This is a genomic window from Waltera acetigignens (genome assembly GCF_025567015.1).
Taxonomy (GTDB): domain Bacteria; phylum Bacillota; class Clostridia; order Lachnospirales; family Lachnospiraceae; genus Acetatifactor; species Acetatifactor acetigignens.
Window position 1 is genome coordinate 67,934 of the sequence record NZ_JAOQJO010000010.1, and the last position, 21,308, is coordinate 89,241.

Here is a 21,308-nt window from a genome sequence, read left to right on the forward strand (position 1 = left end):
TTTATCTGATTATGATATAAACCGCATATGCTGCGTAAAGAGCCACCATACAGAAGCCTTCGACTCTTCCGATTTTCTTTTTGCTTCCTGCGAAGATCCATACACACACAGTAAATGCGATCAGTACACACAGATCAATGATGTTTTCTGTAATGATGCTGATAGGACTGATGGCGGAAGCGATACCCAGTACCATCAGGATGTTAAATACGTTGGAACCGATGGCATTACCCAGTGCCATATCGACTTCATTTTTCCTGGCTGCAACGATGGAAGTCACAAGCTCCGGAAGAGATGTACCGATGGAAACGATGGTAAGTCCGATCAGTGTCTGCGTCATTCCCAGGTCGCTTGCGATTCTGGATGCAGCATCGACAGTGAGATCCCCACCGAAGGCGATCGCAGCAGCACCGCCGACAATGAAAACAATGCTGAGCGGTACGGAGATCAGCTTGATCTCTTCATCGGAACCGCCCTCAATCTCTACTTTTTTTCCTTCTTTATTTGCCTTTAAGGCAATTCTGATCATGTAGAAGATATATCCGGCAAAAAGACCTATGAATATCACACCATCGAAATGTCCCAGTGTCATGTTGGCCTGATCACCAAGTCCCATGGTCCCCAAAAGCAGTAAAAGACCGGCACAGATCAGGGAAAGGGGGATATCTCTCCGGATAGTTTCCCGCGCAACCTCTACGGTGGCGATCATTGCACATACGCCGATCACGACCATCAGATTAAAGATATTGGAACCGACGACATTACTGACCGCAAGCTCATTGTTGCCTGTGATAGAAGCCGATACACTGACCGCTGTCTCGGGGAGAGAGGTTCCCATTGCTACGATGGTAAGACCGATGATGATGGACGGAACATGCAGTCTCTTTGCTACACTGGAGCTTCCTTCTACGAAAAAGTCCGCACCTTTAATCAGCAGTACAAAACCGATTACAAGGAATACAAGAACAAGGGCAAACGGGGCATTGTTAATAAGTTTCTCCATGTTTTTCTCCTTTGCGTGATCCATTATAGTGTTGTCAGCCGAAAGCTGTGCGATGATAAGTATCGACAGAGATAAAAAAGACTCATGTATATCAATTATCTGCCAGTGTGTATTATACACAGCCCGTTAATAGATATACATGAGTCTCATTATTTAAGATTTGCCAGATTATACTCTAAAATTATAATCAGAATGTTGACAAATCACACCTTCGTGCTAACTACTCCCTCATGGAATATTCAATTCTTGATAAATAATATCAAAATCAATTGCCGGTGTCAACAGGTGAATGAAGAATTCGTAGGGAGTGTTTTGCATTATTGGTTTGCACTGTCTGCATCAATTACCGATTGAATCTGCTGCATCAGAGAGTCATAGTTATCCTGGTTATCAATTCCCCCAAGGATCGGATCCCCTACAATATTGCCATTTCTATCGACAAGTATGGTTGTAGGAAAAGCCATAATATCAGAGGCATATTTACCCGCATCGGAAGCAGAGTCAATGGAAATATTGCGGTACTTTGCACCCTGGCTTTCAAGAACGGCGGCAGCTTCCTTCATGGCAGTTTCATTGCCGTCGAAGGTTTCCGTATTGATGCCGATGACTTCGCCGCCCATTGCTTTGAGCGTATTGTTTAATTCGTTCAGCTTAGACAACTCAGCAACACAGGGCTTACAGCCGGTAAACCAGAAATTGACGACGGTTACTGCATTGGCGGAAAACAGGCTTTCATCGACAGAATTACCATCAAAATCCTGACCGGAGAAATTCCGGAAGGGAGAGTCAGCTTCGGAATTGTTTTCCGGAGCAGTATGATCGGTTGGGGTAGTTCCCTGTTCCAGTTCTGTTATCTGTTCTTCGATTTTCCGTATGGTTTCCATATCGTCCGTAAGTGTTTTCAATTCATCCTCTGTAAAGGAGTCCTTGTTTGCTTCGACGGTATCAGCCAGATAATCAGCATAATTTTTGCTGGGATCAGCATCGCTTTTGCTCATCATGCCGAATACCTTGTTCCATACAGCCTCATGATCTGCAAAAATCTGGTTCTCCTGCTGATACAGATCATCCAGTGAAGTGTTGGAGCTGTCTGCGGATACTGTGCCGGTTTCCGTCAGAGACTCATTGGTTTTGTCCGTGCCGGCAGCATCCGTTGCGCCGCAGGCTGTAAGCAATAAAGCTATGCAGAGTGTTAAAAGTGTTAAAATAGTAAGGAATTTTTTGTTTGTTTTCATGATTATATTCTCCTTTAAGTAATCGTAATAAGATTATTTTCCCATAAACCGGTAGTGGATCGCATCCTTGGGACAAGCCTTTATGCAGGCTCCGCAACGTATGCATTCCGGATGGTCTGGATGCCTGCAAACATCCACATCCATTTTACATACCCTTGAACATTGACCACAACCGATACATTTGCTGTCCTCTACCTTAATATTAAGAAGGCTGACCTTATTAAACAGTGAGTAGATCGCGCCAAGAGGACAGATCCATTTACAGAAGGGTCTGTAAAATAAAATGCTTAACACGACAACTGTGATCAAAATAAAGCATTTCCAAGTAAAGAGTTTTCCAAGTGCGGACCGTATGGCTGCATTTCCCAGGGAAAGCGGGATGGCTCCCTCCAGAACGCCCTGTGGACAAATATATTTACAGAAGAAAGGGTCGCCCATTCCTATAGAGTTCGTTACGAGCAGCGGCAGAAGGATAACGAAAACGATAAGAATCATATATTTCAGATATCTTAGCGGCTTCAGTCTGGCTGTGGAAAATTTTTTTCCCGGGATTTTATGAAGTAAATCCTGAAACCATCCAAACGGACACAAAAATCCACATATAAATCTTCCAAGTGTCACACCCAGTAAAATAAAAAATCCCGTGACGTAATATGAAAATTTAAATCGGGAGGATCCGATCACCGCCTGAAATGCGCCAATGGGGCATGCTCCAGTGGCAGCAGGACAGGAATAACAGTTTAATCCCGGTACACATACGGTCTTAGCGTTTCCCTGATATATTTTGCCCTTAAAAAAATTAGGGATGTGAATATTAGTAAGCAGTGTGGCAGCAGCCTGTATCCACCCGCGTATCCCGGCTGTCTGCCCTGACAGTGATTTTTTTCTCTTATCCAATTCCGACACACTCCAGACATAATTTTATTGCTTTACCAAGCACGACAGCAGCTTCGCCTCTGACTGCACCGTAGCCGATCATAGTGATCCCGGTGACGAGCAGAACGATCTGAGATATTTTTCTGCACTTCAAGTTATTGTTACTCCTTTCGATCGTGGTATTTATTGACCAGTTGACTTCGCTATTATACAATAATTGTTGTAAAATCTTTGTTAAGGCGGGAAGGAATTTTGAGATTATTCATTGTTGAGGATGAAAAAGAAATATGTGATACAGTTGCGAAAAGTCTGTATGACGCAGGATATGAGGTGGATACCTGCTATGATGGGGAAGAAGCTCTTGCAGGTATCCTGACGGAGAACTATGATCTGGTCGTTCTTGATCTGAATCTGCCCGGCATGGATGGAATGGAGATCCTGAAGGAACTCAGGCAGGAAAATGAGGAGACGAAGGTTCTTATATTATCTGCAAGGGGGCAGATAGCGGATAAGGTTGAGGCGCTGGATGCAGGGGCAAATGATTATATGGAAAAACCATTCCATCTACAGGAGCTTGAGGCACGTATCAGAAGCCTGACCAGAAGGAAGTTTGTGCAGAAGGATGTATGTCTGGAAAGCGGTGAGATAAAGTTCGATACCGTAAGGCGTGAGGCTTATGCAAAAGGAGAAATGGTATCCCTGACAAGAAAAGAAAATGGTATTCTGGAATATCTGCTTCTGAACATGGGCAGACCGGTAAGTCAGGAGGAATTGATGGAGCATGTCTGGGATGCATCTGTGGATAGCTTTAGCGGAGCGATCAGAGTACACATGTCTTCCCTTAGAAAAAAGCTTAAGGCTGTGCTGGGATATGATCCGATTCTGAACAAGGTGGGAGAAGGGTATAAAATACGAGAGGAGTCCGATAGATGAAAAAAATGTCGCTGCAGTGGAGACTTACCTGCATCATTACATTATATATAGCTGTGATATGTGGATGCGTGACGATGCTCGTCTATAAAAACGGTGTATATTATATGGATTCTCTGCAGGAGGCTGTGGATACACGGGGAGATGATCAGTCGGACGATGCGGAGGAAATATACATCAGCATTCCGGAGGACAAATGGGATGAGTTCGCCAATGACTTTTCTGTTCAGGTGTATAATAATAAGGCGGATTACAGGAAAAACAGCCTGATCATTTCAGCAGTATTGGCTCTTCTGGGTGGAGTGGCAACCTATTTTATAAGTGGGCATGCACTCAGACCGATCAGAGAGTTTTCTGACAAAATCGAAAAGGTGCAGGCGCAAAATCTGGCAGATTCACGGATAGAAGAAAACCAGGTGAAAGAACTGAACCAGCTTAGCGTTTCGTATAACCGGATGCTGGAACGTCTCTCGGCTGCATTTGAGATACAGAGACAATTTACTGCAAATGCAGCCCATGAGCTTCGTACTCCATTAGCCTTGATGCAGGTACAGCTGGATCTGTATCATTCCAACAGACATCCGGACAATGATGCAGACACGGTACAGATGATAAAGATGGTTACCGAACAGAACGACAGACTCAACAAAATGGTAAAGACACTTCTCGACATGAGTGAGCTTCAGACGGTAGGAAGGGATGATGAAATCATCTTAGATGCTCTGGTGGATGAGGTATTGGAGGATCTGGAACCGCTCGCAGAGGGCAAAAATATAAGACTGATCGGAAAATGCAAGGATATAACGATGGTCGGAAGTGATATCCTTATTTACCGGCTGGTATACAATCTTGTTGAGAATGCCATAAAATATAATCATTCGGGCGGGCAGGTTACAGTAACCGCAGACCGGAAGGAAAACCATGTGTATCTGTCAGTAGAGGATACGGGAGCCGGAATCCCTGAGGAACTTAAGGAACGTGTATTTGAACCATTTTTCCGGGTGGATAAATCCAGAAGCCGGGAGCTTGGTGGAGTAGGACTGGGACTTGCCCTGGTTCGTGAAATTGTAAGAGTGCATGATGGCAGTATTGTGGTGAAGTCCAATCCATCCGGAGGGACGATCTTCGAGGTGATTTTGTAAATTGTAGCAGAACAGGGTGTTTGAAAAAGTATGATCAGAGTATTACAAAAAGCAGATATCGAACGAGTTGTTGATATATGGTTAGATACCAACTTAAAAGCACATTATTTTATTCCGGGTCAATATTGGAAAGATAATATTAATTTAGTGAAAGAAATGTTGCCACAGGCAGAGGTCTATGTGTATGAGAATGACTGCCAGATAGAAGGCTTTATAGGGTTGAATGATGAATATATGGAAGGCATTTTTGTTCGTGATGAAATGCAGTCGCAGGGTATAGGTAAGCTTCTGTTGAATTTTGTAAAAGAAAAAAAGACGAAATTATACTTAAATGTTTACCAAAAGAATACACGTGCAATTCACTTTTATCAACGAGAAGGTTTTGAAATTCAACGAGAAGGATTGGATGAAGTTACCAGGGAAAAAGACTATGTAATGGTATGGCAGCGTGGAAATTCTTTGTAGGAAGAGTGGAAATTCCCAAATTGTCGAAAACATTGCAGGAGAAAGTAAATGAGAACAGAAAGCGTCGAACTTACCGTTTTATGCTTAATACATAAAAATGGCAGATACTTGTTACAGGACAGAATAAAAAATGACTGGAAGGGATATACACTTCCGGGAGGTCATATCGAGCCGGGGGAATCCATCGTGGATGCGGTGATAAAAGTTGTGGTGAAACGGGAAAAAATAATTTATAGAGGGGAATGAAATAATGGAGAAATTGGTTATTGTCGATGGTGAATCATACAAAGATTGGATAACAGAAATATCAAATGAATTTAAAAGGAGCCAAATTCGTGCAGCGGTAAAAATAAATGATGAAATGCTACGTTTTTATTGGAAACTTGGAAAAGATATTTCAACCATGAGCAAGCAATACGGATATGGATCAGGATTTTATAAGATACTTAGTGATGACTTAAAAAAGGTATTACCGGATGTTAAGTCATTTTCACCAACCAATTTAAAATATATGCGTTATTTCTATGAATTATATCCTTGTGCCGGAAATCGTCCACAAGCTGTGGACGATTCGACTATCGTTTTTAGAATTCCTTGGGGACATAATAGAACAATAATAGACAAATGTAAAAACAATGTGAATAAGGCATTGTTTTATGTGAGAAAAACACTAGAAAATAATTGGTCTCGTGATGTCCTGGTAAATTTTTTAGATACGGATTTATTTGAAAGACAAGGAAAAGCTATAACAAATTTTGCAAATACATTACCTTCAGTGCAAGGTGATTTGGCGCAGGCAATTACAAAGGATCCGTACAATTTTGATTTTTTGACATTACGGGAACAATATGATGAAAAGGAATTAAAGGATGCATTAATTAATAAAGTAAACAACTTTCTAATAGAACTCGGAACAGGATTCGCTTATATGGGGCGCGAAGTCCGTATCACAGTGGGGGAAGTAGAGAAATTCATCGATATGTTGTTTTACAATACACAAAGACATTGCTATGTAGTTGTAGAAATTAAGACAGGTAAATTTGACTCATCTTATGCCGGACAGCTTGGAACGTATGTTGTCGCAATTAATCACCAAATGAAAACAGAGAATGATAATCCAACTTTAGGATTGTTAATCTGTAAAGATATGGATAAAGTCGAGGCACAGTATGCACTGGAATCGACAAGTCAACCTTTGGGAATATCCAGCTATGAATTATCTAAGTTGATACCAGAAGAATTTAAGGGAAGCTTGCCTACAATTGAAGAGATTGAGGCAGAATTGAAAGATTAAAATCCTTGCATTAGAAGAATAATGCGAAGGTATAGGAGAAAAGAAATAATGAAAATCTACATAGATTTTGACGATGTATTATGTGAAACCGCAGAATATTTTACAAAAATTGCGAAAGAAATGTTCGGCATTGAGGTCCCTTACCGGCAGGTTCAGTTTTTTAATCTCCAGAAATCATTTGATCTAAATGATGAGCAGTATGAAGCTCTGATGAAAGCGGGACATTTGCCGGAAAATCTGTTGAAGTATGAGGAGACTCCGGGGGCTTCCGGGATAATTAATAAATGGGTGGATCAAGGGCATGAGGTTTTTATCATTACCGGAAGGCCGTTCACTTCCTATGAACCATCGAGGAAATGGCTTGACAAACATCATCTGGAAAGAGTTCCCTTGTTCTGTGTAGACAAATACGGGCGCGAAACTGCGAAGCAGAACTACAAATATAATATGACATTGGAGGAACTTTACAACATGACCTTTGATTTTGCGGTAGAGGATTCTCCGGCGGCGTTTGAGCACGTAATACATTTCGACAACTGTAGGACAGCCGTGTTCGACCGGCCATGGAACAGCCGGGCAGAGCTTCCCAATGACAGGTTTGTGAGATGTAAGGACTGGCAGGAGATTGACCGGCTGTTTGAAAATAGGGAGATAACCAAATGACACGTGAGGATTCCATCAGACAAATAGAAAACTATCCCCCATTCAATGAACAGGAAGAAAAGGACAAAGCTTTGATTCTGGGATGGATCAGGAACAATGAGAACGCATTTTCCAGAGAAAATACAGTTGCGCATATTACGGCTTCCGCATGGGTGGTAAATAAGGACAGAAGCAAAGTGCTTGTGGTATATCATAATATTTATAATTCCTGGTCCTGGATGGGAGGACATGCGGATGGGGAGACGGATCTGCTGTCCGTTGCCATCCGGGAAGTGAAAGAGGAGGCGGGAATTTCCAATGTGAGACCGGTATCAGAGGAGATTTTTTCTCTGGAATCTCTGACAGTGGACGGACATGTGAAAAAAGGGAACTATGTGTCCAGCCATTTGCATCTGAATATCACGTATTTACTGGAGGCAGATTCGGAAGAGCAGGTATCCGTAAAAGCCGATGAGAATAGTGGAGTGATGTGGTTCTCTCCGGAAGATGCTTTGGAGAAATCTACGGAACCGTGGTTCGTGGAACATATTTATTCAAAACTCATTAAGAAAATGGGTATATGAAGTTGGAAAAAACGGAGAATGACCTATGATAAATTTTTTAAAGGCAGCGCCTGTCGTGTTCCTGATCGGAACCATGGTCACGGCTATTTTATATCAAAAAACTTTGTTAGAAATCTGGCTGACGACTGCCATTACCTTTGGAACCACTGCTTATCATTTTATCATGCGATGGGTGGTAGCATTTATCTACAATTCTATCATGCATAACAGGGCAGATTACAGAAAACACTGGTATCAGGTAAGTAAATCCGAAATGAAATTATATGAAAAGCTGCGTGTGAAAAAATGGAAGAATTGTATGCCTACCTATAATCCCAGCCTGTTTGATCCGAGACAACACACCTGGGAGGAAATAGCGCAGGTCACATGTCAGGCGGAACTGGGGCATGAGACGATCGTAGTGCTCAGCTTTGTACCGATTGTGGCAGGTCATTGGCTGGGTGGATATCCGGCATTTATCATTACATCGATCCTTGCGGCCATGTTTGATATGATGTTTGTGATCATGCAGCGATATAACAGGCAAAGGATTCTGAAACTGATAAAATAGAATGGATACTTGATAGAAAAGGATATTTGATAGAGAAAGAGGACGGCATGACTAAATATAAATATGGGAATCCGGAGGCTCCCATTGTTTTGATCCAGCCCGTGGGAGATCATGATCTTCCGGAAATAGAGGGCGAAGTGGCACAGATCCGGAAACTGACAGCATTGGATTTTCAAATGATTGCGGTGAAAGTGGATGACTGGAACCTCGATCTGTCTCCGTGGAAAGCACCAGCGGTATTCGGAAATGAGGATTTTGGCGAGGGTGCAGCCTCGTTGCTAGAAGAAATTTTGCGTTTATGCTCGGATGAAAGTAAAACTTATTATCTTGGAGGATATTCTCTTGCAGGGTTGTTTTCTCTGTGGGCATCTTATCAGACGGATCGGTTTGCGGGGATAGCGGCGGCATCGCCCTCGGTGTGGTTCCCCGGGTTTCTGCCCTATATGAAAGAGCACGAGAATCAGAGCCGGGCAGTTTACTTAAGCCTGGGGGACAAAGAGGAAAAGACCAGAAATCCTGTCATGGCGACTGTGGGTGACTGCATCCGGGAGGCACATGCGTGGCTGCAACAGTGTGGGATCCGCAGTACGCTGGAATGGAATCCGGGGAATCATTTCCGGGATCCGGGGCTGCGGACCGCGAAGGCATTTGCCTGGGTAATGAAAAACTCATAAATTTTGCTTATTGGATCGGAGGAGAGGGATATAACAGCTACCCCGGACGCTATGGGATTACCAACTATGCATCGGTGTTCGAATATATCTGTAACGGTACGGCATACTATGAGCAGGCAACATTGACTGGTACCGCAGAAACCGGTAAATCAATAGAAACTCTGAGGTTTGCGGAAATGTTAAGTTCCTTTGCGCAATTTCCCGGAGATGTTGATAGTACTGCATAGCTATTGCATGCTATACTTCATGCGAAAGGAGAGGTGACGGATGCAGTTAGGAAATAATATTCAGACCTTAAGAAAAAAGAAGGGGCTTTCGCAGGAGAAGCTGGCAGAAAAAATCAATGTTACAAGGCAGACGATATCAAACTGGGAATTAGGAGAGACTGCGCCGAACCCGGAGCAATTAATTCTCTTATCAAAGCAATTCGACATAAGCATTGATGAATTGGTGGGAAATGATGCGATGTCATCCGGGAGTTCGAGGGAGAATAAGAGTATAAAGGATATCTATATCGGATTGATCGTTTTGTGCGGCATCGTAGCATGCGTATGGGCATTTTCGGCAAACAGATTTCGCTATGTAGAAATACTGGGAATCACCATTGCCGGGGCAGTGGTGGGAGCATGCCTTGGCAGAGTGATTCATGGAATTTTGATGTATTTGCGAAAGGATAAAAAGTAGGAGGAAGTTCAGCTTTTTTCATAATATTTGTACACCATAGACATATTTTCTGCTTTGATGGTAAAGATTGCAAAATAGAGAGTTAGTAAAGAAATGCTATCAAATCCCCGTAGCCCTTGGCAAGGTATAAGAAACGCGGCACGCTCGCGCTCTGTCGCAGAGCGTAGCGGTACATAAGCGGTCACAATACGACCGCTAAGTACCGACGTCTGCTTACGGCACTGCTTATTCTTATACCCAGCCGGGGCTACTGGTGTATTAACAAGCTTTCGAAACGCAGAACTCCCGGAGTATGCGGTGCCATGTCGAAGATGTTTGTCGGAGGATGTTGATATTTTCTAGAAAAGTGCTGAAAGGCAGGGGGAAAGCGGACACGATGTCCGCGTCAGCCGATTGTCGACATGGATGTCGACTGTAGGCGGCCCCGTCATGACGAGAACTACTCATCACTTTTCGTAGAAAATTCACATCCAGAGACCTTACATCGAGACATGTGTATCGCATGCTCCGGGAGTTCGTGGATTTTATGGCAATCCTACGTTACGAGCCATGCACCCAATTCATAAATGTGTCGCAAAGGGCGCTCCACATTTATTTCATTGACGGCTGTCGCCGTATAAAGTCAAAAACAAAAACAGCGACTTGTGAGCAAGCTCCCAGATCGCTGTTTCTGTTTTGACTTTGCATGGCTCGTAACTCTCAATTTACTTCCGGTGCTTATTCTCCAAAGCCGCTTCCACGAATCCCTTAAATAACGGATGGGGTCTGTTGGGTCTGGACTTGAGCTCGGGGTGTCCCTGGGTGGCTACGAAGAAGGGATGCTCGGTAAGCTCGCACATTTCCACGATACGTCCGTCAGGGGACAGACCGGACAGACGAAGACCGTGTTCGGTGAGGACGGCGCGATAATCGTTGTTGACCTCATAACGATGACGATGTCTCTCGGAGATATTCTCCTGTCCGTAGAGCTGATAAGCACGGGAATCCTTATCCAGTACACAAGGGTATGCACCCAGTCTTAAGGTACCGCCGATATCCTCAACACCGTTCTGGTCCGGCATCAGAGCGATCACAGGATGTGTGGTGTTAGGATCCAGTTCCACACTGTGGGCATCCGTATACCCGATGACATTTCTTGCATATTCCACGATTGTCAGCTGCATTCCAAGACACAGTCCCAGGAAGGGAATCCCATGGGTTCTTGCATACTGGATCGCCAGGATCTTGCCTTCGATACCCCGGGAACCGAAGCCGCCGGGTACCAGGACACCGTTGCAGTCACCTAACAGTTCTTCCACATTTTCAGGCGTTACCGTCTCAGAGTCGATCCATTTGATGTGTACGGTCGCATGATTGGTGATACCGCCATGCTTCAAAGCCTCTACGACACTGATATAGGCATCATGCAGAGAGACATATTTTCCGACCAGAGCCACCTGCACTTCATCGGTTGGATGACGCAGATCCTCTACCATCTTCTTCCAGTCTGCCAGATCCGGCTCCGGACAATCCAGATGCAGACATTCACAGGCTACCTGTGCCAGATGCTCTTTTTCCATAGCTAACGGAGCCTCATACAGATATTCCACATCCAGATTCTGCAATACATGGCTCTGAGGTACGTTACAGAACAAAGCAATCTTGTCCTTGATGGACTGATCCAGAGGATGCTCACTTCTGCAGACGATGATATCCGGCTGGATGCCCATGCCCTGCAGATCCTTAACACTGGCCTGGGTAGGCTTGGTCTTCAGTTCCTGAGAAGCGCTTAGATAAGGAATCAGTGTTACGTGGATCAGAATGGCATTATCATGACCAACCTCATGCTGGAACTGACGAATGGACTCCAGGAAAGGCTGGCTCTCGATATCACCTACGGTACCGCCGACCTCGATGATGGCGATACGGGTCTCGTCATCCGTAAAATTGCGGTAGAAACGGCTCTTGATCTCATTGGTGATATGAGGGATGACCTGTACCGTACCTCCGCCGTAATCACCACGACGCTCTTTCTGCAATACGGACCAGTATACTTTACCGGTGGTGACATTGGAATTCTTATCCAGGTTCTCATCGATGAAACGCTCATAATGTCCCAGATCCAGATCGGTCTCTGTACCATCTTCTGTGACGAATACCTCGCCATGCTGGATCGGGTTCATGGTGCCGGGATCAATATTGATATAAGGATCGAATTTCTGCATGGTTACCTTATAACCTCTTGCCTTTAACAGTCTTCCCAGGGAAGCTGCGGTAATTCCTTTTCCGAGGCCGGATACGACTCCTCCGGTCACAAATACGTACTTTACTGCCATAATTTTCTCCTCCTTTTGATATAGTAACTATTCAGTCTCCATTCGCAAAATCGCTCTTTCAGAGCTTTCCTGAATAACATGCTTGCATGTTATTTGCTCATGGTGGTTACTTCGCTTTTTTAATAGTTATGCATATAAAAAGAGCGAAGAACTCCCCTTGGGGAGCGCCTTCGCTCAATAACTGCCATAATTTATAGTAGCATGACAAAATGTTTAGTTGTGATAAAGCTTCTGGTTCTGGTAATGAGGTTCGCATGTCAGATTCACACCTAATTTGCGGAAGGTATTCATGTCAATCTGGGACAGGATCACGCTGGAGTGCACTTCGGAACCTTTCAGGTTCTTCAACTGCTCCACAGCAGCCTTCGCGGTATCATCCGAAGCTGCACAGATGGAAAGGGCGATCAGCGTCTCATCTGTATGAAGTCTGGGATTGCGGTTCCCCAGATAGTTCGTCTTCAGATCCTGGATGGGACCGATGGCGGTAGGTGAGATCAGCTGTACTTCGTCCGGAATGCCTGCCAGAGCTTTCAGGGCATTTAATAATAATGCGGAAGAAGCACCCAGCAGAGTACTGGTCCGTCCGGTGAGGACTCTGCCGTCCGGAAGCTGGATCGCAGCTGCCGGTTCCCCGGTGGTCTCTGCTTTAATATTGGCTGCGCTGACTACTGCACGATCGTCGATGGTGACACCTGCCTGCTTCATCAGAAGCTCAAGCTTTAAGATCTGGTCGTCACTGGCGGTACCCTGGCGCTTCTGGCACAGAGTGTGGTAGTAGCGGCGGATGATTTCCTGTTTGGCGGCGTCGCGGACAGCTTCGTCATCAACAATACCGAAGCCTGCCATATTGACACCCATGTCAGTAGGAGACTTGTAAGGGCAGCTGCCCATGATCTTCTCGAACATAGCACTGACTACGGGGAAGATCTCCACATCGCGATTGTAATTGATCGTGGTCTCACCATAAGCTTCCAGGTGGAAGGGATCGATCATATTGACATCGTTCAAGTCTGCGGTAGCGGCTTCATAAGCCAGGTTTACCGGATGCTTTAACGGAATATTCCAGATTGGAAAGGTCTCATATTTGGCATAACCGGCCTTGATGCCTCTCTTGTATTCATGATACAGCTGGGAGAGACAGGTAGCCATCTTGCCGCTTCCGGGTCCGGGAGCAGTCACCACCACCAGAGAACGGGTGGTTTCAATATAATCGTTCTTACCGTAACCTTCATCACTTACGATGAACGGAATATTGGAAGGATATCCGGGAATGGAATAATGACGATACACCTTCATTCCCAGGGACTCCAGTTTTTTCTGATAAGCAATGGCACTGGGCTGTCCGGCAAAGCGGGTCAGACACACACTGCCTACATACAGGCCGTAGCCGCGGAATGCATCGATCAGACGTAACACGTCCAGATCATAGGTGATGCCTAAGTCGGAACGAACCTTGTTTTTCTCAATGTCTGCTGCATTGATGACGATGACGATCTCAGCCTCGTCCTTCAGCTGTGCCAGCATGTTGATCTTACTGTCCGGATGGAAACCGGGCAATACGCGGGATGCATGATAATCGTCGAACAGCTTGCCGCCGAACTCCAGATACAGCTTACCGCCGAATTTTGCGATACGCTCCTTGATCTTCTCAGACTGCATGCTGAGGTATTTGTCATTGTCAAAACCTATCTTGTACATTGCTGACACCTTTCTCTGCGAATCTTTGCAACTAAAATCCCATGATGTTCTATTATAGTTTAGTGTTTCCCAAAAATCTACTGGAAAGTAAAATTTTTTTTGGAAATCATTATTATATCTAACAATTTTAAGCAAATAATCACATAATGAGCAATTTTCAACAAAGAGATCCTTTTTTATAATGAAATTGTAACTATTCAGAACCCCATTCGCAAAACCGCTACTTCGTAGCTTCCTTTTGCTCATGTGGTTACTTCGCCATATAAAACTGCTTATTTGCCTGAATGCAAGCATTCGCAGAACGCAGTTTTGCATGGCTCTGAATAGTTACATGAAATTACAATAAATACAGAACAAAAAAGTTCTGAAAAAGCAAAAAACTATATACGGGAGGGACGCATTTTGCAATACGGCTATTTCGATAATGAAAAAAGAGAATACGTCATCGACAACGTGGCTCTGCCCTGTTCCTGGACGAACTATCTGGGTGTCGAGGACATGGCGGCGGTCATCAACCATACGGCGGGAGGTTATCTGTTTTACAAAACACCGGAGTATCACAGGATCAGCCGGTTCCGTGGGAATGGGGTACCCATGGACCGCCCGGGATTCTATGTATATATCAGGGATAATGAAAAGGAGGATTACCATTCCATCTCCTGGCAGCCGGTAGCCAAGGATGTATCCAAGGCAAAATACCGTTGCCACCACGGACTGTCTTACACCGTCTACGAGAGCGAATATGACGGACTGGCATCCTCACAGACCATGGTTATTCCCCGCGGGGGAAATGTACTGTTGTGGGATGTAAAGGTGAAAAATATCACCGATGCAGTCAGAAATCTTTCCTTATTTACTTACATGGAATTTTCGTTCCATCACATTATGATAGACAACCAGAATTTTCAGATGAGTCTGTATTGTGCCGGCTCTTCCTATGAAGACGGCATCATCGAGGAGGACTTGTTCTACGAAGAAAAAGGGTATCAGTATCTTACCGCCAACTTCACACCGGACGGCTATGACTGCGTCAGAGAGAAATTCCTGGGAGTCTATGGTACCGAAGATCATCCGGCAGGCCTGGAGAGAGGAACTCTGGAAGGTTCCACAGAACTTGGTGGCAATCACTGCGGCAGCTTGCAGAAGAACTTCAAATTACAGCCCGGCGAAGAAGCCCGTTTTGTGATCTTGCTGGGAGAGGGCAATCGTGAAGAGGGCAGACGGATCCGGGTAAAATACAGCGATCTGAAAAGAGTGGACGCAGTCTACACCGATCTGGCAGCCTACTGGAAACAGAAATACGCTGCACTGCAGATCCAGACACCCAACGAAGGTATGAATACCCTGATCAATACCTGGACTTTGTATCAGTCGGAGATCAACGTTATGTTTGAAGGGTGTTAGTATATAATTGGTTGTTGTGAGTTGTTTGTTGCTGGCGAATGCCCGGAAACTGTAGAAAAACATGGTTTCCGGGTATTCGTTATTTCCGGGAATAGTTCAGAGTTTTTTCATATTTGAGCTATTGATTTATCCACAGGTTATCTCTATAATAGATATGATTGCTCAGATTTCAACTGTGCAGTTGAAATAACGGAAGTGCAATAGCGTATAAAATAGAAAATGGAGATGACATGAGAAAATTAATTGAGTCATATAATAACGGCTATGGCCCCGGCAACGGAGGCAATGGCAACGGAGCTCCCGGCAGCGGTAACAATGGCGGGAACGGCAATAACAGTAACGGAGGCAACGGCAATGGTTCACCGAAGCGCCCCAGCATCCTGATGCTGATCCTGTCGGGACTGATGACAGTGATCGTTGTACTGATGCTGTATAATGCGTTCTTCGGCACCAATACCGGAACGGAAGTATCTTATACCGATTTCCTGAAGGATCTGGAAGCGGACAAGGTTGCTGCGGTGGAGGTAAATAAGGAAAGCGGCATGGTGACGGTACAGCTGAAGCAGGAAGCTGCAGCCACCCCGGCACCGGGCAGTTATGTCAGCTTCTATGGAATTACCCAGAAGGTGACACAGTCCCAGACTGTATATTATACAATGCTGATGGAGGACCTGGATACCCTGACAGCCAGATTGCAGGAGCATGATGTACAGGGGAATCGCGTGACCAGCAATACTTCCAATTTCCTGATGGAGATTCTGGTAACCGTGGTATTGCCGGTGGTACTGATCTGGATCGTGGCAGGTTTTCTGTTCCGCAGAATGGGCGGAAGTGGTGGACCCATGGGCGTGGGCAAGAGCAATGCCAAGGTATATGTACAGAAGGAGACCGGCGTTACATTCAAGGATGTGGCCGGTGAAGACGAAGCAAAGGAATCTCTGGTGGAAGTCGTGGACTTCCTGCATAATCCACAGAAATATTCCAAGATCGGTGCAAAACTGCCCAAGGGAGCATTGTTGGTGGGCCCTCCCGGAACCGGTAAGACTTTGCTGGCCAAGGCAGTGGCAGGAGAGGCACATGTACCGTTCTTCTCTCTGACGGGTTCTGATTTTATTGAGCTGTATGTAGGTGTGGGCGCCAGCCGTGTCCGTGACCTGTTCAAGGAAGCGACCAAGAACGCGCCCTGTATCGTATTTATTGATGAGATCGATGCCATCGGCCGCAGCCGTGATTCTAAGTACGGCGGAGGCAATGAAGAGCGGGAACAGACATTGAACCAGTTACTGTCTGAGATGGATGGCTTCGACAGCTCTAAGGGTATTTTAATCCTGGGTGCTACGAACCGCCCGGAGATCCTGGACAAGGCGCTCTTACGTCCCGGACGTTTTGACCGCCGTATCATCGTAGACAAGCCGGATCTCAAGGGCCGTGTGGAAATCCTGAAAGTACATTCCAAGGATGTGAAGATGGACGAGACCGTAGATCTGGATGCGATTGCACTGGCTACCAGCGGAGCGGTCGGTTCCGATCTGGCCAATATGATCAACGAGGCAGCTATCAATGCTGTCAAGGAAGGCAGAGAATTTGTAAGCCAGAAGGATCTGTTCGCAGCTGTGGAACAGGTGCTGGTAGGTAAGGAAAAGAAAGACCGCATCATGAGCAAAGAGGAACGTCGCATCGTATCCTATCATGAAGTGGGACATGCACTGATCAGCGCTTTACAGAAAAACTCCGAGCCGGTACAGAAAATTACCATTGTCCCCCGTACCATGGGTGCGCTGGGGTATGTCATGCAGGTACCGGAGGAGGAAAAATACCTCAACACCGAGGCAGAACTTCGGGATATGCTGGTAGGTCTGGTGGGTGGACGTGCCGCTGAGGAAGTAGTATTCGACACTGTGACCACCGGTGCAGCCAACGATATTGAAAAAGCTACTTCTATTGCCCGTAACATGATCACACGATACGGTATGAGCAAGCGCTTTGGGCTCGTGGGCCTGGCTACCGTAGAGAGCCAATATCTGGAGGGAAGAACCGCGCTGAACTGTAGTGATGAAACGGCAGCAGCCATTGACGAAGAAGTCGTTGCCATGATCAAGGAGAGCTACGATCAGGCATTGCAGATGCTTCGCGAGAACAGAGAACTGATGGATAAGCTGGCAGCGTTCCTGATCGAGCGTGAGACCATCACCGGTAAGGAATTCATGGAGATCTTTCGCAGAGAGAAGGGACTGCCTGACCCAGAGGAAGAGAAGAAAGATGTGACAGAAACAAATGCTGCGGGCAGTGCAGTAAAGGGCAACAGCGTGGATGTGACCATTGGGGAACAGGTCATGACTTCCACCGATTCAACTTTCCAACCCCTGACTTTCGAAGACAGCCTGCAGGAAGCAAAGGAGCAGACTGCACCGGCGCAGGATACCGCAAAGGAGCCTGCAGAATCCGCAAAAGAAGAGACTTCCGCACAGGAGAAGCATGAACAGGAATCCACAGAGCAGAAAAGCGATGCTGCCGAGGAGTCGAAGGATCCTAAGGATCCTCCTCAGGGACCGGTAGGACTGTTCTCCCATGGAACATTATAGATGTCGAGAACTTTTGAACCCGACACCTATAAAATAGAGTAATTAGCAAAGAGCATTAGTCAAATGACTGATGCTCTTTTAAAAGGTGCGATATTATCACAATTTTTAAAAAACCTCGCAGAGGCGGTTTTGCAAATGGGGTTCAGAATAGTTACTTTAATTTTTATGTTCAAATGCGAACTCCGGGTTGATTATTTTGTAATAATGCTTTATCATAATAAAGTGTCGGGAGATTCCCGGACAGACTGCACAGGCAGTCAGATCGCAATGAGGAGGTAATATCAGAATGTTAAAACAGCTATCCATTTACGCTGAAAATAAAAAAGGAGCCCTGCAGGCTATGACCAATGCGCTGTATGAAGCAGGCATCAATATCTGGGGTTCCGTTACCAACGACGGCGCGGAGTACGGCATCAACCGCATGGTGGTATCTGATCCCGATAAGGCAAAAGAGGTTCTGACAGAGAAAGGTTATCTCTGCCGTTTTGTGGATGTTCTGGCTGTGGAGATCGAGGATAAGCCTGGTGCACTGAATACCCTGCTGACAGCTCTCTTAGACAGCAATGTCAATGTGGACTATACCTACCTATCCTTCAACCGTGATTCTTCCACACCTGTCATGATCCTGCACACCGCAGATCCTGAGGAAGTGGAAATCTGCCTGAGAGCAAAGGGATTCAAGATGGTATAGCACCAGAGCCTTTTGTTAAAAATTGAGATTTAGCGAAATATCCCCGTAGCCCTTGGCAGGGTATAAGAAACGCGGCACACTCGTACTTTAGTACGATGCGCTCCTGTCGCAGAGCGTAGCGGTACATAAGCGGTCACAGTACGACCGCAATGCGTCCCTTGGGACGCTATGGTACCGACGTCTGCTTACGGCACTGCTTATTCTTATACCCAGCCGGGGCTACTGTTTTTTTAAAACTTTCCAAAACGCAGAACTCCCGGCGTATGTGGTGCCATGTCGAAGATGTTTGTCGGAGGATGTTGATATTTTCTAGAAAAGTGCTGAAAGACAGGGGGAAAGCGGACACGATGTCCGCGTCAGCCGATTGTCGACATGGATGTCGACTGTAGGCGGCCCCGTCATGACGAGAACTACTCATCACTTTTCGTAGAAAATTCACATCCGGAGACCTTACATCGAGACATGTGTATCGCATGCTCCGGGAGTTCGTGGATTTTGCCAATGTATTTAACTAACTCTCAAGTTACAATATTAAATCCCTTATTGTATTTTTCCCCAGAATCGGTATGATAGAAGCATGCGAGGAAATATTTATGTTTAATTTTGAAGAAGAATTAAAAAAGCTCCCCCGCAAGCCGGGAGTGTATATCATGCGGGATGACAAGGATGTCATTTTGTATGTGGGAAAAGCCATCAACCTGCACAATCGTGTAAGGTCTTATTTTCGTGAAAATATCGGCAGAGGTCCTGCCATTGACCAGATGGTATCATTGATCGCGCGTTTTGAATATATCGTGACGGACTCCGAACTGGAGGCACTGGTACTGGAGAACAATCTGATCAAAGAGAATTCTCCGAAATACAACACTCTGCTGAAGGATGACAAGACGTACCCTTATATCAAGGTGACGGTGGGGGAGGATTATCCCAGAATCCTGTTTTCCCGTACCATGAAGAAGGATAAGTCCCGCTATTTCGGTCCTTATACCAGTGCTGCGGCGGTCAAAGATACCATTGAGCTGCTGAACAAGCTGTACCAGCTGCGTACCTGCAACCGGGTGCTGCCGAGAGACACCGGACTGGAGCGCCCCTGCCTGAATTATCATATTAAACAGTGCCTGGCTCCCTGTCAGGGCTATGTGAGCAAGGAGGAGTATAGACAGCAGGTGGCGGGAGCACTGGAATTTCTAAACGGCAATTACAGCCCGATTCTGAAGGATCTGGAAGAGAAGATGAACAAGGCAGCGGAGGAACTGGAATTTGAAGAAGCTGCCAGATACAGAGATCTGTTATCCAGTGTCCGCCAGGTGTCCCAGAAACAGAAGATCACAGAGGGCGTGGGTGAAGATAAAGATATCCTGGCGCTGTATCAGGATGAGACGGAAGCGGTGGTACAGGTGTTTTTCGTCCGGGATGGCAAGCTGATCGGCAGGGAACATTACTATATGACACATGTGCCGGAAAATAACAAACCAGCGATCTTACAGGATTTTGTAAAGCAGTTCTATGCGGGGACCCCATTTATTCCCAGAGAACTGATGCTGCAATATGAAATCGAGGATGCGGAACTGATCGAGAAATGGCTGTCGGAGCGAAAAGGCAGCAGGGTCTATCTGAAGGTGCCTAAGATCGGCAGTAAGGAAAAACTGGTGGAGCTGGCAGCGCAGAACGCAAAACTGGTACTGTCCCAGGACAGAGAAAAATTAAAACGCGAAGAAGGACGAACCATCGGTGCGGTGAAAGAAATCTCGGATCTGCTGCAACTGCCGTTAACTGGCACAGCCCGGATGGAAGCCTATGATATTTCCAATATCAACGGTTTTGAAAATGTAGGATCTATGGTGGTCTACGAAAAAGGAAAACCGAAACGCAGCGATTACCGTAAGTTCAAGATCAAAAGCGTCTCCGGTCCGGATGACTATGCCTGCATGCGGGAAGTGTTGACGAGGCGGTTCCGCCACGGCATGGAAGAGAGCAAAGAGCTGGAAGAACAGGAGATGGATCAGGAGTACGGAAGCTTCACGAAGTTCCCGGATCTGATTCTGATGGACGGCGGTCGCGGACAGGTGAATATTGCGCTGTCCGTACTGGAAGAACTGGGAATCAACATTCCGGTCTGTGGCATGGTCAAGGATGACAACCATCGTACCAGAGGCTTATATTATCATAATATTGAGCTTCCCATTGATACCCATTCCGAAGGTTTTAAGCTGATCACCAGAATTCAGGATGAGGCCCACCGTTTTGCTATCGAATATCACAGATCCCTGCGCAGCAAGACTCAGGTGAAGTCCGTACTGGATGATATCCCGGGAGTGGGGCCGGCCCGGAGAAAGGCCCTGATGAGGCACTTTAAGTCACTGGAGGAGATCCGGCAGGCATCGGTGGAAGAATTGATGGAAATTCCCGAAATGAATGAGCGTACGGCAGAGGAAATCGTGACCTTTTTTGCTTCACAGACAGGACAACCTGTGGTACACTAAAAGATAATGAAAAGGGCGGGGAACCGGGGCGGTTTTTTCGCGGAAAGGTATGGAGA

General features: G+C 45.8%; 20 protein-coding genes. 14 read left to right on the forward strand and 6 right to left on the reverse strand.

The annotated features are described in order from the left end of the window. Window position 1: 1 nt before the first annotated feature. From OCV96_RS10580 to OCV96_RS10595, 4 genes are all read right to left on the reverse strand, one after another. Complete coding sequence (locus OCV96_RS10580) at window positions 2-1,003, reverse strand: calcium/sodium antiporter (protein ID WP_227733778.1); 1,002 nt, start codon at window positions 1,001-1,003, stop codon at window positions 2-4. Window positions 1,004-1,320: 317 nt separating this feature from the next. Further along, window positions 1,321-2,238, reverse strand: a complete 918-nt coding sequence (locus tag OCV96_RS10585) for a TlpA disulfide reductase family protein (RefSeq protein WP_227063950.1) — start codon at window positions 2,236-2,238, stop codon at window positions 1,321-1,323. A 33-nt stretch (window positions 2,239-2,271) separates the two neighbouring features. After that, window positions 2,272-3,135, reverse strand: a complete 864-nt coding sequence (locus tag OCV96_RS10590) for a 4Fe-4S binding protein (RefSeq protein ID WP_118504437.1) — start codon at window positions 3,133-3,135, stop codon at window positions 2,272-2,274. Continuing rightward, window positions 3,128-3,268 carry a CD1871A family CXXC motif-containing protein gene (locus OCV96_RS10595; RefSeq protein ID WP_117465104.1) on the reverse strand — a complete coding sequence of 47 codons (141 nt, stop codon included), beginning with the start codon at window positions 3,266-3,268 and terminating at the stop codon, window positions 3,128-3,130. The genes OCV96_RS10590 and OCV96_RS10595 overlap by 8 nt, the downstream gene beginning before the upstream one ends. Window positions 3,269-3,366: 98 nt before the next feature. On the opposite strand from OCV96_RS10595, the gene OCV96_RS10600 reads away from it, so the two are divergent. The 10 genes from OCV96_RS10600 to OCV96_RS10645 all read left to right on the forward strand — a co-directional run bounded on the left by OCV96_RS10600 (window position 3,367) and on the right by OCV96_RS10645 (window position 10,079). Beyond that, window positions 3,367-4,047: a response regulator transcription factor gene (locus tag OCV96_RS10600; RefSeq protein ID WP_022154558.1), complete on the forward strand. Its 681-nt coding sequence runs from the start codon at window positions 3,367-3,369 to the stop codon at window positions 4,045-4,047. Continuing rightward, entirely contained in the window at window positions 4,044-5,186 is a 1,143-nt protein-coding gene (locus tag OCV96_RS10605) for a sensor histidine kinase (protein ID WP_227063951.1), read from the forward strand. Before OCV96_RS10600 ends, OCV96_RS10605 begins: the two co-directional genes overlap by 4 nt. A 30-nt stretch (window positions 5,187-5,216) precedes the next feature. Further along, window positions 5,217-5,651: an N-acetyltransferase gene (locus tag OCV96_RS10610; protein ID WP_262594500.1), complete on the forward strand. Its 435-nt coding sequence runs from the start codon at window positions 5,217-5,219 to the stop codon at window positions 5,649-5,651. 48 nt (window positions 5,652-5,699) lie between these two features. After that, window positions 5,700-5,897, forward strand: a complete 198-nt coding sequence (locus tag OCV96_RS10615; RefSeq protein ID WP_117465107.1) for an NUDIX domain-containing protein — start codon at window positions 5,700-5,702, stop codon at window positions 5,895-5,897. A 4-nt stretch (window positions 5,898-5,901) separates the two neighbouring features. Next, a complete protein-coding gene (locus OCV96_RS10620; RefSeq protein ID WP_262594501.1) occupies window positions 5,902-6,945 on the forward strand; it encodes a PDDEXK nuclease domain-containing protein in 1,044 nt (347 codons plus the stop codon). A 48-nt stretch (window positions 6,946-6,993) separates the two neighbouring features. Beyond that, complete coding sequence (locus tag OCV96_RS10625) at window positions 6,994-7,608, forward strand: 5' nucleotidase, NT5C type (protein ID WP_262594502.1); 615 nt, start codon at window positions 6,994-6,996, stop codon at window positions 7,606-7,608. After that, entirely contained in the window at window positions 7,605-8,171 is a 567-nt protein-coding gene (locus tag OCV96_RS10630; RefSeq protein WP_262594503.1) for an NUDIX hydrolase, read from the forward strand. Before OCV96_RS10625 ends, OCV96_RS10630 begins: the two co-directional genes overlap by 4 nt. Window positions 8,172-8,196: 25 nt before the next feature. Beyond that, complete coding sequence (locus OCV96_RS10635) at window positions 8,197-8,721, forward strand: glycosyl-4,4'-diaponeurosporenoate acyltransferase CrtO family protein (protein ID WP_262594504.1); 525 nt, start codon at window positions 8,197-8,199, stop codon at window positions 8,719-8,721. Between the two features lie 47 nt (window positions 8,722-8,768). Beyond that, window positions 8,769-9,395: an alpha/beta hydrolase gene (locus OCV96_RS10640; protein ID WP_262594505.1), complete on the forward strand. Its 627-nt coding sequence runs from the start codon at window positions 8,769-8,771 to the stop codon at window positions 9,393-9,395. A gap of 267 nt (window positions 9,396-9,662) precedes the next feature. Further along, complete coding sequence (locus OCV96_RS10645; RefSeq protein WP_118731468.1) at window positions 9,663-10,079, forward strand: helix-turn-helix domain-containing protein; 417 nt, start codon at window positions 9,663-9,665, stop codon at window positions 10,077-10,079. A 704-nt stretch (window positions 10,080-10,783) separates the two neighbouring features. Here the strand turns inward: OCV96_RS10645 and pyrG are convergent. Both pyrG and OCV96_RS10655 read right to left on the reverse strand, forming a co-directional pair. Further along, the gene (pyrG, locus tag OCV96_RS10650) at window positions 10,784-12,394 is read right to left on the reverse strand and encodes a CTP synthase (protein ID WP_262594506.1); all 1,611 of its coding nucleotides are present in this window, start codon (window positions 12,392-12,394) and stop codon (window positions 10,784-10,786) included. A 213-nt stretch (window positions 12,395-12,607) separates the two neighbouring features. Next, window positions 12,608-14,092 (reverse strand): DUF1846 domain-containing protein, encoded by a 1,485-nt coding sequence (locus OCV96_RS10655; protein ID WP_118503207.1) that lies wholly within the window; start codon window positions 14,090-14,092, stop codon window positions 12,608-12,610. Window positions 14,093-14,494: 402 nt separating this feature from the next. Between OCV96_RS10655 and OCV96_RS10660 the strand changes: the two genes are divergently transcribed. From OCV96_RS10660 to uvrC, 4 genes are all read left to right on the forward strand, one after another. Then, on the forward strand, window positions 14,495-15,496 hold the full coding sequence (locus tag OCV96_RS10660) for a hypothetical protein (RefSeq protein ID WP_317239298.1): 1,002 nt from the start codon (window positions 14,495-14,497) through the stop codon (window positions 15,494-15,496). A 230-nt stretch (window positions 15,497-15,726) separates the two neighbouring features. After that, window positions 15,727-18,078 carry an ATP-dependent zinc metalloprotease FtsH gene (gene ftsH, locus OCV96_RS10665; protein WP_330672214.1) on the forward strand — a complete coding sequence of 784 codons (2,352 nt, stop codon included), beginning with the start codon at window positions 15,727-15,729 and terminating at the stop codon, window positions 18,076-18,078. A gap of 286 nt (window positions 18,079-18,364) precedes the next feature. Next, entirely contained in the window at window positions 18,365-18,769 is a 405-nt protein-coding gene (locus tag OCV96_RS10670) for an amino acid-binding protein (RefSeq protein WP_118540091.1), read from the forward strand. A gap of 593 nt (window positions 18,770-19,362) precedes the next feature. Next, the gene (gene uvrC, locus OCV96_RS10675; RefSeq protein ID WP_262594507.1) at window positions 19,363-21,252 is read left to right on the forward strand and encodes an excinuclease ABC subunit UvrC; all 1,890 of its coding nucleotides are present in this window, start codon (window positions 19,363-19,365) and stop codon (window positions 21,250-21,252) included. Window positions 21,253-21,308 lie beyond the last annotated feature (56 nt).

Coding starts and splice junctions, on each gene's coding strand:
- OCV96_RS10580 (WP_227733778.1), bottom strand. CDS start 1,003: ATGGAGAAACTTATTAACAATGCCCCGTTTGCCCTTGTTCTTGTATTC.
- OCV96_RS10585 (WP_227063950.1), bottom strand. CDS start 2,238: ATGAAAACAAACAAAAAATTCCTTACTATTTTAACACTTTTAACACTC.
- OCV96_RS10605 (WP_227063951.1), top strand. CDS start 4,044: ATGAAAAAAATGTCGCTGCAGTGGAGACTTACCTGCATCATTACATTA.
- OCV96_RS10610 (WP_262594500.1), top strand. CDS start 5,217: ATGATCAGAGTATTACAAAAAGCAGATATCGAACGAGTTGTTGATATA.
- OCV96_RS10615 (WP_117465107.1), top strand. CDS start 5,700: ATGAGAACAGAAAGCGTCGAACTTACCGTTTTATGCTTAATACATAAA.
- OCV96_RS10620 (WP_262594501.1), top strand. CDS start 5,902: ATGGAGAAATTGGTTATTGTCGATGGTGAATCATACAAAGATTGGATA.
- OCV96_RS10625 (WP_262594502.1), top strand. CDS start 6,994: ATGAAAATCTACATAGATTTTGACGATGTATTATGTGAAACCGCAGAA.
- OCV96_RS10630 (WP_262594503.1), top strand. CDS start 7,605: ATGACACGTGAGGATTCCATCAGACAAATAGAAAACTATCCCCCATTC.
- OCV96_RS10635 (WP_262594504.1), top strand. CDS start 8,197: ATGATAAATTTTTTAAAGGCAGCGCCTGTCGTGTTCCTGATCGGAACC.
- OCV96_RS10640 (WP_262594505.1), top strand. CDS start 8,769: ATGACTAAATATAAATATGGGAATCCGGAGGCTCCCATTGTTTTGATC.
- OCV96_RS10645 (WP_118731468.1), top strand. CDS start 9,663: ATGCAGTTAGGAAATAATATTCAGACCTTAAGAAAAAAGAAGGGGCTT.
- pyrG (WP_262594506.1), bottom strand. CDS start 12,394: ATGGCAGTAAAGTACGTATTTGTGACCGGAGGAGTCGTATCCGGCCTC.
- OCV96_RS10655 (WP_118503207.1), bottom strand. CDS start 14,092: ATGTACAAGATAGGTTTTGACAATGACAAATACCTCAGCATGCAGTCT.
- ftsH (WP_330672214.1), top strand. CDS start 15,727: ATGAGAAAATTAATTGAGTCATATAATAACGGCTATGGCCCCGGCAAC.
- OCV96_RS10670 (WP_118540091.1), top strand. CDS start 18,365: ATGTTAAAACAGCTATCCATTTACGCTGAAAATAAAAAAGGAGCCCTG.
- uvrC (WP_262594507.1), top strand. CDS start 19,363: ATGTTTAATTTTGAAGAAGAATTAAAAAAGCTCCCCCGCAAGCCGGGA.